This is a genomic window from Haloarcula sp. DT43, from assembly GCF_037078405.1.
GTDB lineage: Archaea > Halobacteriota > Halobacteria > Halobacteriales > Haloarculaceae > Haloarcula > Haloarcula brevis.
The window spans coordinates 268157-281469 of the sequence record NZ_JAYMGZ010000002.1; the positions used below are offsets into that span (position 1 = coordinate 268157).

At 65.8% G+C, this 13313-nt stretch carries 13 protein-coding genes and 1 tRNA gene; 6 read left to right on the forward strand and 8 right to left on the reverse strand.

Translation table 11 applies throughout. The annotated features are described in order from the left end of the window. Positions 1-43 precede the first annotated feature (43 nt). Genes VI123_RS08630 through VI123_RS08640 form a run of 3 tightly spaced genes read right to left on the reverse strand, consistent with a single transcriptional unit; the run spans position 44 to position 3140 of the window. Entirely contained in the window at positions 44-1039 is a 996-nt protein-coding gene (locus VI123_RS08630; RefSeq protein WP_336337655.1) for an NAD-dependent epimerase/dehydratase family protein, read from the reverse strand. Further along, positions 1032-1964: an NAD-dependent epimerase/dehydratase family protein gene (locus tag VI123_RS08635; RefSeq protein WP_336337656.1), complete on the reverse strand. Its 933-nt coding sequence runs from the start codon at positions 1962-1964 to the stop codon at positions 1032-1034. Before VI123_RS08635 ends, VI123_RS08630 begins: the two co-directional genes overlap by 8 nt. Positions 1965-1967: 3 nt before the next feature. Then, positions 1968-3140 (reverse strand): NAD-dependent epimerase/dehydratase family protein, encoded by a 1173-nt coding sequence (locus tag VI123_RS08640; protein ID WP_336337657.1) that lies wholly within the window; start codon positions 3138-3140, stop codon positions 1968-1970. Between the two features lie 275 nt (positions 3141-3415). Here VI123_RS08640 and VI123_RS08645 point away from each other — a divergent pair. Then, a tRNA-Pro gene (locus VI123_RS08645) sits at positions 3416-3488 on the forward strand. 101 nt (positions 3489-3589) lie between these two features. On the opposite strand, the gene VI123_RS08650 is transcribed toward VI123_RS08645, so the two are convergent. The 3 genes from VI123_RS08650 to VI123_RS08660 form a co-directional block, all read right to left on the reverse strand. Further along, entirely contained in the window at positions 3590-4309 is a 720-nt protein-coding gene (locus VI123_RS08650; protein ID WP_336337658.1) for a LamG-like jellyroll fold domain-containing protein, read from the reverse strand. A 122-nt stretch (positions 4310-4431) separates the two neighbouring features. Further along, on the reverse strand, positions 4432-4959 hold the full coding sequence (locus VI123_RS08655; RefSeq protein ID WP_336337659.1) for a PH domain-containing protein: 528 nt from the start codon (positions 4957-4959) through the stop codon (positions 4432-4434). A 1-nt stretch (position 4960) separates the two neighbouring features. Continuing rightward, entirely contained in the window at positions 4961-5602 is a 642-nt protein-coding gene (locus VI123_RS08660) for a hypothetical protein (protein ID WP_336337660.1), read from the reverse strand. A gap of 284 nt (positions 5603-5886) precedes the next feature. On the opposite strand from VI123_RS08660, the gene VI123_RS08665 reads away from it, so the two are divergent. From VI123_RS08665 to VI123_RS08675, 3 genes are all read left to right on the forward strand, one after another. Next, a complete protein-coding gene (locus VI123_RS08665; protein ID WP_336337661.1) occupies positions 5887-6366 on the forward strand; it encodes a hypothetical protein in 480 nt (159 codons plus the stop codon). A 245-nt stretch (positions 6367-6611) separates the two neighbouring features. After that, positions 6612-7832, forward strand: coding sequence for an outer membrane protein assembly factor BamB family protein (locus tag VI123_RS08670; protein WP_336337662.1), 1221 nt, complete (start codon positions 6612-6614; stop codon positions 7830-7832). Further along, a complete protein-coding gene (locus VI123_RS08675; RefSeq protein WP_336337663.1) occupies positions 7829-8971 on the forward strand; it encodes an outer membrane protein assembly factor BamB family protein in 1143 nt (380 codons plus the stop codon). The genes VI123_RS08670 and VI123_RS08675 overlap by 4 nt, the downstream gene beginning before the upstream one ends. Positions 8972-9076: 105 nt before the next feature. Here VI123_RS08675 and VI123_RS08680 read toward each other — a convergent pair whose 3' ends face one another. Then, entirely contained in the window at positions 9077-9784 is a 708-nt protein-coding gene (locus VI123_RS08680) for a YqjF family protein (protein ID WP_336337664.1), read from the reverse strand. Between the two features lie 124 nt (positions 9785-9908). Further along, on the reverse strand, positions 9909-10325 hold the full coding sequence (locus VI123_RS08685) for a CBS domain-containing protein (RefSeq protein ID WP_336337665.1): 417 nt from the start codon (positions 10323-10325) through the stop codon (positions 9909-9911). A gap of 176 nt (positions 10326-10501) precedes the next feature. On the opposite strand from VI123_RS08685, the gene trmY reads away from it, so the two are divergent. Together trmY and VI123_RS08695 are read left to right on the forward strand one after the other, a co-directional pair. Next, entirely contained in the window at positions 10502-11098 is a 597-nt protein-coding gene (gene trmY, locus VI123_RS08690; protein ID WP_336337666.1) for a tRNA (pseudouridine(54)-N(1))-methyltransferase TrmY, read from the forward strand. Between the two features lie 127 nt (positions 11099-11225). After that, positions 11226-13310: a hypothetical protein gene (locus VI123_RS08695; protein WP_336337667.1), complete on the forward strand. Its 2085-nt coding sequence runs from the start codon at positions 11226-11228 to the stop codon at positions 13308-13310. Positions 13311-13313: the final 3 nt, after the last annotated feature.

Genomic DNA, 13313 nt, shown 5'->3' on the forward strand with positions numbered 1-13313 from the left:
TCTCTTTCCGGTCTGGCGAATAAATCCATCGGGACTCGACGCCCTACTCGTCGGCCGATTCCAGCGCCGCCCGGACGGCCGACTCCACGTCGTGGTCCGGCGTCCACCCCAGCGCGTCGGTCGTTCGGCTGGTGTCGACGGGGAACGAGTCGACCAGCGTCTCGTCGTCGCCACGGGGATTCTCGACCAGTTCCACGTCGGCGTCGATGCCGGCGACCTCGGCGGCGACGTCTCGGACCAGTTCGGCGACGGCGTGGACGCTCGGGTCCTCGTCGCTGGCGATTTCGTACTTCTCGACGCCGGTCTCGCCCGCGTCCAGTTGCGCCAGCAGACGCTCGCAGCTGTCGACGTAGGCGCGGGCCACGTCCTTGACGTGGATGAAGTTCCGCGACTGCGTGCCCGGTTCGTAGACCGTCAGCGTCTCGCCGGCGAGCGCGCGGTTCACGAAGAAGTTGATGACGGTCCCCTTCGAGACCGTCTGTCCGCCGACCTCGTGGCCGCCGTAGAGGTTCGAAATCATGAACTGGTGGGCCGGGAACGCGCCGTCGGCGTAGTCCTCGATGGCGCGCTCGTTGAGCAGTTTCGTCCGCCCGTACCAGTTCAGCGGGTCCCGCGGGTGCTTAACCGTGATGGGGAACTCCTGCGGGTCGCCGATGACAGCCATCGAGAACGGGAATATCAGCCCCGCGCCGGTCTTGCGGCAGAACCAGGCGACGTTGTCGGTCCCCTGGACGTTCACCTCGTAGGCCAGATCCTGGTTCTCCTCGCAGTCGTCGACGCCGGAAATCGCGGCCAGATGCATCACGACGTCAGCGCCGTCTAGCGCCGCTTCCAGGCGGTCCCGGTTCCGGATGTCGACGTGTTCGACGTCGACATCGCCGACGGACTGCACGGTACCGAGATAGAAGTTGTCGAGGGCGGTCAGCTCCCAGTCGGGGTGGGCCTGCTGTAGCTCGTGGACGACGCGACTGCCGATGTAGCCCGCAGCGCCGGTGACGGCGACGTGGGGCCGTTCGCTCGTGGTCTCTGTGTCAGTCATTGGTGGTGAATCGCTCCGCGAGGTCGCGGACGCCCTCGCGGAGCGTCCACGATGGTTCGAAGCCGGTCCCGCCCAGCCGGTCGAAGTTGACGTGGTAGGACGGGCCGGGGTGTTCGTCTTCGAGGTAGGTCACGTCGACCGGCGCGACCTCGTCGGCGACGACTTCGGCGACATCCTCTATCTGGTAGTTCCCGGCCGCGGAGCCGACGTTGTAGACGGGTTCGTCCCACGAGTCGGGGTCGCAGACCGCCTCGGCGTAGGCCCGTGCGGCGTCGCGGACGTGGATGAACGGTCGCCAGTTCGAGCCGTCGCCGTAGACGGTGAGCGGTCGGTCGGTCAGCGCGCGGAAGACGAAGTAGTTCACGACGAGGTTGAACCGGATGCCCGGCGAGTGGCCGAAATTGGTGGCCATCCGCAGGGCGGTCCCGGTCATGTCGAACTCCTCGCAGTACTCCCGCAGCAGCGTCTCGGACTCCAGTTTCGTCTCCGCGTAGGGGTTGATGGGGTCCGGGTCGACCGTCTCGTCGATGTCTGTGCTGGTCGCGCGGCCGTAGACGTTACACGAGGAGGCGAAGACGACGTGTTCGACGCCGAGTTTGCCCGCCGCGGTCAGGACGTTCTCGGTCCCGTCGTAGTTGATGGCGAACGTCTCCTCGCGGCGGTCGTGGGTGCTCGACGCGCCCGTGATGGCGGCGAGGTGGACGACGCGGTCGACGCCCCGCATGGCGCTCTCCACGTCGCCGTACTCGCGCACGTCGCCCCGCCGGAACTCGAGGCCGTCGCCGAGCGTCCCGAGCAGCGCCCGGGGCGATCCGGTCGAGAGGTCGTCGAAGACCACGACGCTGTCGACGCGGTCGTCCGCGCGCAACAGCGGGACCAGCGCGCTGCCGATGTAGCCACAGGCCCCGGTGACCAGGATGTCCACGGGTCAGTCCTCGCTGAGAACGCCCGGCAGGAAGCGGTCCTCGTGGGCCTCGATGGTGTCGGCGTAGCGCGTCAGCGTCTCGAAGATGTCGTGGACGCCGTCCTCGAAGGACTGGGACTGCCCGCCGATGAGGTCGGCGTAGCGGTCGTTCTCGATCTCCATCTTGTGGGTCTCGTCCTCGTCGCGGGGGTTCTCGAAGTGCTCGACGGCCACGTCGAGGTCGAACTCGCTGCCAACGTCTGCGATGGTCTCGGCGATCTCGACGATGCTGATGGCCCGCGTGACCTGGTTGTAGACCGTCAGCCCGTCAGGCCGGTCGTCGGGGTCGGCGAGCGCGACTTCGGCCAGCCCCTCGACGGCGTCTTCCAGCGAGACGAACGGCTTGCGCTGCTCGCCCTTGCCGTAGACGGTGACGGGGTAGCCTGCGACCGCCTGCGCACAGAAGCGGTGCGTGACGGTCCCGAAGTAGTAGTCGAAGTCGAAGCGGGTCTTGAGCCGGTCGTCCGCGCGGGTCTCCTCGGTCTCGGTCCCGTAGACGATGGCCGTGCGCACGTCCGAAATCGGGATGTCGAACTGCGTGTGGGCCAGCCGCATGTTCTGTGCGTCGAAGCCCTTCGTCGCGTGGTACCAGCTCCCGCCCATGTTGGGGAAGGGCACGTCGTCGCGCTCGCCCTGGTTCTCCATCACCGCGCCGCCCTCGGGGATGGGGAACTCCGGCGCGCCGTAGACGCCCGTCGTTGTCGTCTCGACGAAGTGGGTGTCGGTGAGGTCGTGTGCTTCGAGGCCCCACAGGAGGTTCCGGGTCGCCTGGAGGTTGTTGTGCTGGGTGTAGTTGGCCCGCTCGCCGTTTATCTGGGAGTACGGCGCGGAGGGTTGGGCGGCGGTGTGGACGACCACGTCGGGTTCGTGGACCGCGAGCAGTTCGTCGACGAAGGACTTCTCGGCGAGGTCGCCCTCGACGAACGAGAGGTTCGTCAGGCCGTGGACCTCCCGGGCCGCGTCGAGGCGTTCGTCGATGCTGGCGACCGGTGTCGCGCTCGTCGCGCCGACGTCCTCGACCCACTCCCGTCGGCCGAAGTTGTCCACGAGCAGCACTCTGTCGTCCGTCCGGTCGGCGATGCGCAGGGCGGTCGGCCATCCGACGTAGCCGTCGCCGCCAGTGATGAGGATAGTCATAGTTACTCAGATGGTGAGTAACTCCGGCGCGTAATCAATCTTCTGTTCAGTTGCGCGGTAGTCCTGTGCCACGTGGGTACCACCGCGTCAGTTCTCGCACCCGAAATAGTAGCCACGGGGGTATCGTGGCTGATATCTCTCTGATGTATGGCTGTCGGTCAGGCCTGGAGATTCCGCACAGCCTCACCGACCCGCCGGTGCATCAGCCGGCTCCGGTTCTCGTCGTTTCGCAACCGTTAAAACCGACCCTGTCCTCTACCCTATTGCTATCGCACGGGCCGGTGGGGTAGCCTGGTATCCTTCGGCCTTCGGGTGGCCGTAACCGCGATTCGAATTCGCGCCGGCCCATTTCTCCCGCACGCTACCTCGGGCAGTCTACTGTCCCTCAACCACAGCGTCTGGGCGTGGGTACGCTACTGCGTGTCTGCAACTGACGTATGTTGGATGACTCAGCGCGTGTTGTCGACGATTTGCTCGACTTCGGCACCGGTGAGGCCAGTCTGGTATATCCGAAGGTCGGCTAGCTTCCCGACCATCAGGTTGTACCAGTCCGGATTCCCGGTCCCGTACCAACTCCCAACGGTTTCGTGTGACCAGTAGTCCGAGACGTTGGGGCTGTAGCCGGGCATCGTTTCGTCGACGAACCGTTGCTCGCCGTCGAGGTAGAACCTCACTGACGACTGCGGAGTCACGACGTACATGAAATGGTGCCACTCGTTCGTCGGGATAACCATCTCACCGTTGGTGTGGTCCGCTGTCGCGTAACTAACACCGCCACTCTGTGACCTGATGCTCAGTTCCAGTCGCACTTGACCGTCCACGGGGACACCCTGAACGACGTACTCTGCGTCGTTTCTGAAGATGTGGTGTCTCGGCTGGTCGCCGTTTTGGTGTCGCATCCCGGACGGCTGGTCAAAATACACCCAGCCGCCGAGACTCGCGGCCCCGCTATCAGGAGCCATGATGCTCAGCTCCTCGTTCGCGCCGCGAGATATCATCATTCCAACGGACCTGTCCAGCGCAACCGATTCCCGGCCCTGATAGGTTCCAAGTTCGGGGTCGCCTCGCTCGATTGAGATGTCGTTTTCGCCGGCGACATCACCGAAGCCGGACTGGAACGGCCACCGGCTCACCCGCGCTGGTCTGGCTTCCGTCAGGACGCGCGCCACTTGGAGCCGCACTCGACGTAGGTGAACAGCCGACCCTCGTAGGAGCCGCCCGGCTTCGGACGCCTGCTCGTGCGGACTGCACTGGCCTGAGACAATTCCGGCACTCGGAGTGTGACGTGTTGCTACCCGCTTGCACACGTTCTGATGGTCTCGTAGACCGCTTCCGGCTCGTCGACGTTCTCCAGGCGGAGCGGACCGAGGCCGCGGTTCATCGATATCGTCCCGTACCCCAGGACCGACTGAATCCGATTCTGGCTCAGCTCGTGGCTCCGGAGTTTATCGAACCGGACCCCTTTCGAGTGGGTCCGAAACAGGAGTTCGTACTCCTGCTCGACGCGGCTGTCTGTCACAGTGTAGGTCGTCCTGACGAGGATGATAGTCCGGACCAGAAACCGGACGGTCAACACGAGTCCGAGCAGCAAGACGACGAGTGCCGCTGTGTTCGTGATGTCCGGCGACCCCAGCGCTTCTGGGGTGGCTTGGAGATACCCGACCACGCCCAGACTGAAGAGCAAGACGACCGCCAGTCGAATCAGCGTCGGCTTGGTCGTCGGATTCGTTTCGAGAATGACGTCGTCGTGGCCACTCGCTCGGTCTGTCGTAGTCGACTCTTTCGCTCCGTTCGAAGTCTGTTGGTCTTGCTGTGACATATCAGGTGACGATGTATGCGACGATGGACCCGGTGACGTACACGATTGGGGAGAGGGCGACAGCGACGACGGCGATAGCCGCGTTACTCCGCGTTGCCCGGTGATTGATTCGAGCGCCGAGGTACAGCGAGAAGAGGTAATACAGCAGCGTCAGCGTGAGTATCGCCAGTATCCACTGGCCTTCGGTGGAAATAGTGGTGACGCCCAGAGTGTCTGGCCGACCACCGGGGAGCTGGACGCCCGCTCCGAGAGCGTCGATGATAGCGTACACGAACGCGGCTTGGAGGTTCCTGATGAGTTGGCGTGCACCGCTGACGCCGGCCTGATTGGTCAGATACCAGACCGCGGAGAACGTCGCGACGAGATACGCGCTTGTCGTGTACACGACTGTGTGCATGCTCTGAACGATGCCCTGCGAGTCCCGAACGATGAGAACGCCCACGTGAAACGTCACGAGCGTGATTGCAGTTGCTATCGAGATGAACAGGGAGTTCTGAACGAACGCCGCGAGCAACTGCCAACTGGCCGCCGGGTCGATACCGTACGACCCGGCGACGCTGGCGAAGTTCTCCGGGGCCGGCTGTGAGGACTGGACACCGATGCCAGCGAGAGTGAGCGGGGCTGCGTACGCGGCAAGGTTCACGAAGTAGACCCCCAAAAGTGAGCCTAACTGTCGGACTACACCGAGTCGGGACGCCCCGTACGAGTCTGTCTGAAACTCTACGAACTTGTGTGGGCGGAAGACGGCATCGAACCCGCCACGGAGTATTGCCCCCACACCTCTCACAGGCATATACTCCTCCTATTTTATCAAGGATACTTAGCTTTTGGTCCAAGAATACTCTCTGAATAGTCTATTTTTAGTATCGACGATTATATTGGGTGAATATGACTCGTCGGGCCGGGAGACTTCCCCTGACAATTACTGTGACCGTGTCGCTCTGGACTGCTGGACTCGTGCTCGGGTACTTGCTCACCCTCGGTTCCGCCCGAGACCTCCTCTGGGCCTGCTGGGGTGCCTCAGTCGTCTTGCTGCCGCTCGTCGCTGTCGACGGTCGGCAGGCCGGGTCATTCTCGTGGCCCGTCCTCGGTGGACTCCTCGTGCCGGGACTCAATCTGCTCGTAGGTGCCGCCTACGCCCTGTCACAGTTCCGGCAGCGACACGGGAAGCCGAGCAACCGTCACGGCTTGCTCTTTTTCTCCGGTGTCGCCGCCGCCACACTCGCTGTCGTCGTTGCCCCGTACGTGCTCGGGCCAGTCGCTCTCGTCTGTGGCTACGTGGTCCGGCGACGGTACAGCGCCCGGGAAGGGGCGCTCCTGCTGACAACCGGGAGCGCCACCATGCTGTTCGGGTTAGCACTGAACGCGGTCGTGTTCCTGTTCCTTCGCCCCGGGCCACTTCTCTGACGATTAGAGCGGGTCGCTGCCGGACTCGCAATAGCCGGTCTCCGCTCGCTCCGCCACGTCACAACCCCAGTCTACCCCGGATATTACCCATTTGAAAACCATTTTATTACAGATATTCTTGGCATGACTATGTCACGCTCTCAGAAACCACGCCAGGCTCGCTCGAGCGCAGACACAGATTTCGAGCAGTTCTCCGCAGGCGACGCGGTGAGAACCCGCGGTCCCTCGATGTCTTGGTGTGCCTCATGACCGATTCCGGTCTGCCGAACTATAGCCGACGGACGCTCCTGGCGACGCTTGGGAGCGGACTCCTCACCGGGTGTCTCAGAACGGGAACCGGACCACCTGCGACAGCGACTCCGGCCGGGACGCAGTCGGACGCCGAACTTTCGACGGGCGAGGTGACGGCGTCGCCGACGGTAACGAGTACGCCCGAACCGCCGGTGTCACTGACCCGAGAGTGGAACGCATTCTTTCACCCGACAGGCGAGGCCGTGGTAGACGACGGCACGGTCTATTCCGGGTCCCGGGAGGGCGTTCGGGCGCTCTCTGTAACGGATGGCACAGAGCGCTGGCGGACGGAACAAGACCGTATCTCACTGCTCGGCACAGTCGAGGGTGACTCTCTCTACTACACGTCGTTTCTGGAGCCCGGGCTGTACAGTGCGAGCACGGAAACCGGGGCAATCGCCGCGACAGCGGATATCGGCCCCGCCGGCGGCTCGCCTGTCGTCACGAGCGACCACGTCGTGGTTGGGACCGACCACAACGCCAACGACGGCACGACAAACGAGGTCGTCGGACTGTCGAAACGCGATCTCAGCCGCGTTTGGTCGGTTTCCGAAACGGGACGGTCATACACGGGCGGCGTCGCGTTCGGCGGGCAGGCTATCGTCGGATTCGGGACCGGCGACCAGAACCGAATCGAGGCTCGGAATCCGGCCACGGGGACCGTCGACTGGGCTGTCGACGGCTACGTGATCGCGCCGCTTCGACAGTACGACGGGGCCCTGTACGCGCCAGTTGCCGGTGGGGCCGGCGTGGAACTGGTGAAAATCGACCCCGACGGCTCGGTTGCCTGGCGACATCTACTCGAGGAGCGGACCGACTCGATGTACGTCTACACCGCGGCACCGACCTTCTACCGTAATCGCGCGTATTTCGCGTCCTACTCGCAGGTACACGCCGTTGACCTCGACACGGGCGAGACAGTGTGGCAGACGACCACTGACCGGCCGATGGAGTCGTCACCGGCCGTCGTCGGCGACTACGTGTGGGTGACACCGACCGAGCTGCCCGACGAAGAGCGCAATCGCGTGTTGTACGGGTTCGATATCGAGACGGGAGACAAAGTGGTCCACACTCGCTTCGCTGCCTCGACGCATGCCGCGCTCGCGCTGGGGAACACGCTGGCAGTCGTGATGGAGAACCAGATTGCCGCTTTCTCACTGGAGACCTCAACATGAACCGACGGCAGTTACTCACGCTACTGGCAACGGCTGGAACCGGCGGGTGCCTGAGCTTTCGAGAGGCCGGTGAGGCGGAACCGGCAACACAGACGGGGTTCGACACGACGGTCGATTCTCAAGACCCACAGAGAGCGACCAGCACACCGTCGGGCTACGCGTCGACGGCCGCGTCTGTCGAGACGGTACAAACGCTCTCGATGGATATCACCGCACTCTCGGCTGCCGGCCCGTCGTACCTGGTCGCCACTCTCGACGAGATTCAGCTCCGAGATTTTGGCTCGGCATCCCCTCGAAATACGCTCGAAGCCCCTGTCAACAGTTCCGTCGTCGAACTGACCGACTCGGACTGCTATGTCGGCAGTCAGATAGCCGGCGGGGACCGCTCGACGATATACCGCTTCGACACGGAGGGCGGGACCCTCCAGGCACGAACCGAGATTCGAGGGAGCGTCTCGAAGCTCACCACGGCCGGCGACCTGCTCGTGTGTGGCACGAACCGGGAGTCGACCGAGGGTGCGACACAGCCCGGGACCCACATCACCGTCTTCGACCGGGCGAGTCTCGACCGACAGTGGACGACGGCGGTCGGGAACGGCGCAATCACCGGCGACGTCTGCCGGTTAGACGACGCGCTTCACGTCGGCTTTACGAATTTCCTCGTCGGTTTCGCGGTGACAGACGGAACGATTCGGTACCGCGCACCGCTGAACGTCGGATACCCAGTGGCCTACCAGGGCGACCTGGTCGCCGATGTGGACCGGAAACTGCGCCGGTTCGACCCGGAGACGTTAGCGTACGACTGGAGTGTCGGGAGCGAGGTCGCTGGGCGACCGGTGGTCGTGGGAGAACACGTCGCCGTCCCGACAACAGATGGCCTCCTTTGTGCGACCGTCGCAGACGGGCAGCAGCGCTGGTCGCGGACGCTAGAGTCCGTGAGTGGCTTCACTCCAGAACTGCTGGTGTACCAGGGCGGCCTCCTGTGGTACGGGACTGCTGCCGAGGAGCTTTACGGCCTCGTTCCGCCGTCGGGCGAAACCGCGTTTTCACTGTCGGCCGACCTCTCGGTCATCGCTGCGACGACCGGCGGAGTCGTCATCGACTCGGGGTACGAAACGCTCGAGCTTCGAGTGAGCTAATCGCGTCACGTGGCGGTCTGACCTTGTCCGGAAGCTGCTTCGAAACCACGCGCCTCGGCTTGTCCCGCCGTCGCCTTCAGGTAGCGAAACCGGTCGCCGGTGGCGTCACGTTGCCCCGTCCTCTGGTGCTGGTCGGCTCCGAGCCGCGACGACATCCAGCCCGGGACTGTAGTAGTACACTGGGTCCGCGTCGGGGCGCGCGAAGCCGTCGGCCCGCGACAGCGTGTCGGTTTCGACGGTCGCTTCGGCCGGGTACAGCGTCCACGTGTCGTGGTCGACATCGGTGTAGTGGAGGGTGCCGTCGGGCGCTTCGGTGTAGAAGCGATACCGCTCGACGAGAAACGCCGCCAACGGGTTCGCTGGCGCGGCGAACGGTTCTCCGGTCGGCCAGTAGGTGGCCGCGTAGTGGCCGGGGCGGGCACCCGGATGCCGCCGCTGGCTCTCGAACTGGACGCGCCCGTCGCTCAGTTCCAGCGCGATTCGAGCGTAGTAGTACGGCAAATGATGGAACAGGCGGGCACCGACGACGCTCGCGAGTCCCTGCGCGTCCAGGCTGAAAAAGTAGACGCTCGGGACGCCGTCGCGGGTGACGTACGTCCGGACGTTGACTTCCGGAAGCCGGACCCCGAGTGGTCGGGGGAGGCCTTTCGGACGGACGGCGACGTTCGTAAACGGCACCACGGAGAGCCACGCACGCCCGTCGTGACGGTCTGCGCTGAGCGACTCTGGGAGATGGGCGTCCATCACTTCCGGGTCGACCGGCCAGTTCTCAAAGAGCAGGTGTCGCCAGCCCATCTCCAGCGGGACGACCATACCGGTGCTACACAGACACCGGGCAAAAAGCCACCCGCCGTCCGCCTCGTGTGACGGGTCTCGCAGAACGGCCCGTCGCGGTCGGACGACGACCGACCGCGTCCGTTCGCGTCGCCGCGCGGGCTCACCCCTCCGCGAACTTCTCGACCACGCGGTCCAGGTCGGGCGACAGTTCCCGCATCACGTCCGTCGTCGTGAGAACGCCGACGCAGGTGGTCTGTCCGTCGACCACGAGCCGCTTGATGCCGTGCTCGACCATCGTATCGACGGCCTCCTCCAGCGAGGCGTTGCGACCGATGGTCTTGACGGGGGTCGTCATCAGGTCGCCGACCGGGGTCGTGTCCGGGTCGATGCCGTCCCGGAGGCCGCCGATGACGTCCGTCTTCGTGAGTATGCCCCGCCCGTACTCGGTTTCGACGACGACCGAACCGACCGCCTCCCCCGCGAGGAGCTTCGACACGTCCCGGACGGTGAGTTCCCTGTCGACGGTTTTCACCGGTTTGGTCATCACCTGCTCGACGGGTGTGTCAAGTGCATTCATGCCACAAGTTGGGAAACACACATGATAAGTCATTTGACTCCCGCAATCGCTTCACTGACGCCCACAATGGCCGAAAGGGCCGTGTCTCGGCACTCTCTCGGCCTGACATACCAGATCACGAAGTCCCGTCGGCCTGCTGTCGACGCACGTAAGTCCTCGACCGGCTTCGAACCGGTATGCGCCAGTTCGTCATCATCGGTCACGACGCCCCGACGACGCCGGAGTTCTCCCTCGACGACCTGGCCGGCGCTGCCGGCCGGCTCGACGTGCTCTGTCGGTGTGTCACGAGCGCGTTCTTCCTGAGCCACGCCATCCGCGAGGACGTGCGGGTCCACCTGACGTTATCGGACGAGTACACCGTCACGTTCGACGGGGCCGACCTCCGTCGGCTGAACCCGGACGAGCGGTCCACGGCGGCGCTGATACGCAAGGCCCTGGAAGAGCGCGAGGAGGCTATCGGCCACGTCCCGGTCGAGACTTCGCCCGGCGTGTCGCTCACGCGACGGGGATTCGAGGCGACGCTCGACGACGTGGCACGCCGGGGGACCGTCGTGCAACTGCACGAGGACGGCGACCCCGTCGTCGACGTCGAACCGCCGTCGGACCCGGTGTTCGTCCTCTCGGACCACCACGACTTCCGGGACGCGGAGGCGGTGCTGCTGGCCGACCGGGCGGACGAGCGCGTCTCGCTCGGGCCACGGGCCCTCCACGCCGACCACTCGATTACGGTCGCACACAACTACCTTGACACAGCGGGGTTCCAGCAGTACTGACGGCGCGCTCGGGCGGTTGCCAGAAGGGTTTTCCTCCGCGATTCGTTGGATGGTGTATGGGACTACTGGGTTCGGAAACGGGGCCGGGTCGCGCCGTCCGCCGACGTATCGAAGCGGTGAGGGACCGATGACCGACCGGGAACACCCGTCCCGTCGTGCGGTCCTCCGGGCGGCCGCCGGGGCCGGCCTCGCGTCCGTCGCCGGCTGTTCGGCGCTGGAGGGCGAACCCGACGACGCGGCCTCGACGGTCGAGGGCGAGCAGGCCGCGGCCCTCGCGCGCCGGTTCGCGCCGACGCTGTACTTCGACCGGGCGGAACCGTGGTTCCCGACGGACCCGCGGCCCTACACCAGCGAGCAGGACGGGGAGACCGTCGTCGACGGGTTCGACGCCTTCGACGGGTACCACGAGCGGATGACCGACGGCGAGCCGCCGGACCCGACGGTGTTCTACCACGTCGTCGAGTACGAGCAGTCGCCGCTGGCCGCCGTCCAGTTCTGGTTCTACTCGGCGTTCGACCAGTTCACGACGAACTTCCACTGGCACGACTGGGAGGTCCTGCACGTGTTCGTCGATACGGAGTCGGGCGACCCGCAGCTGTACGTCGCCAGCTCACACTCCCGGAAGGTGCCCAACAACGAGTTCCTGGACCCGGACCCGGAGATGGTGCCGCGCATCCTCTCTGAGCTGGGGTCACACTCCAGTGCGTTGTCGGTCAACGACGTCCGCGACCGGTTCACCCGGCTGCCGGAGGGCGACCGGTTCGCGGACATCACGAACAGCGCCGTCGAGACCATCGAGGACCTCGCGGAGATTCCGGTCGCCTACGGGCTCCCGCGGGACGAGGGCTCGCGGCTCCCCTACCTCGTGCCGGAGTACGAGGGCGCGCCGCTGTACGAACACGAGCGGCTGCCGTCGGTCAGCCGCGCGGACCTCGTTCCCGAGCGGCTGACGCTCCGCTCGTTCGACAGCCTCTCGGCACCGCCGACGGACCTGCCGACGCGGGAGACCGGGCTCGTCTTCCAGCACACCGACCGCGGCGAGGCCGACCCCGACGTCGAGTACGACCTCGTGGCGAGCAGCGAACTGGAGCACATCGCCGACTTCACCGGCCCGCAACTGAGCTTCGAGTTCGCCGTGCCCCAGTTCGCCGAGGACGCCGTCGCGGGCCACATCACGACGACCGGCGCGCCCTGGGACCAGCCCCGGTACGACAACCCCGCCGCGGACATCTCCGAGCCGAACCACCGGGCGGCGCTGGCCGAGCGCTACGACGCCATCGGCGCGCCGGCGGAGATACGGACCGTCGTCGCCAGCCTCTCGGCGGCCGTCTCGAACGACGACGCACCGGAAAACGAGGGACTGACGACCGAGGACACCGCCGTCGAGTCCGTCGCCCTGCTGGAGAGCGACCCCGAAGCCGTCCCGACGTTCGGGGGCCTGGCCGTGGTCCAGGACGTGCCCGCGGGCGAGCACCGGTTCACCGTCAACGGGGCCGGCGTCGCGCCACACAGCGAACCGGTGTCGGTCCCCGAAACGAACGAGACCGATGGACCGACCCGGGCCGGCGTCGACGGCGAGGTCCCGCTCGTCGCTCGGGAGAACGCCACGCGCCTCGAAGTCGACCCGTCGGGGGCCGACAGCGACCTCACCGACCTCGCCGTCGAGGACGACTTCGCCGGCCGACTGTACGACGCCCCGCTGTCGGAACCCGACGCCGTCTACGTCCACGGCGGCGGCGCGTACACGACCGAGGTCCGGGACAGCGACGACGAGGTCGGCGCGTTCCGCGTGAACCCCGACCCCGCCGCGGATGTCGCCGCCCGAATCGCGGAGCCCCGAACCGGAAAGGCCTCGTTGGCGTCGTTTCTCGCCGACATCGCCGAGGAGACGCGCCAGTCGGTCGCCGAACAGGTCGACGGCGACGCGGACCTCTTCGAGGACGGCGGCTCGGTCAACGCCGTCCGGGGCCTCGAACGGGCGCTGGCCGCCGTCGTCGAGGCGGCCGAGCGGGCGACGGAACGCGCCGAGGCCGGCGACCGCGGGAACGCGGACAAGCAACTCCAGGCCGTCGCCGACCGACTCCAGCGGGTCGCAACGGGCATCGAGGGAGCCAGCGACGCCCTCTCGGACCCGCTGTCGAACGCGGCCCGGAAGCGCCTCGAACAGGCCCAGCGTCGGGTCGAGCAGGCCCAGGCGGCCGACAAACTGTAGCTG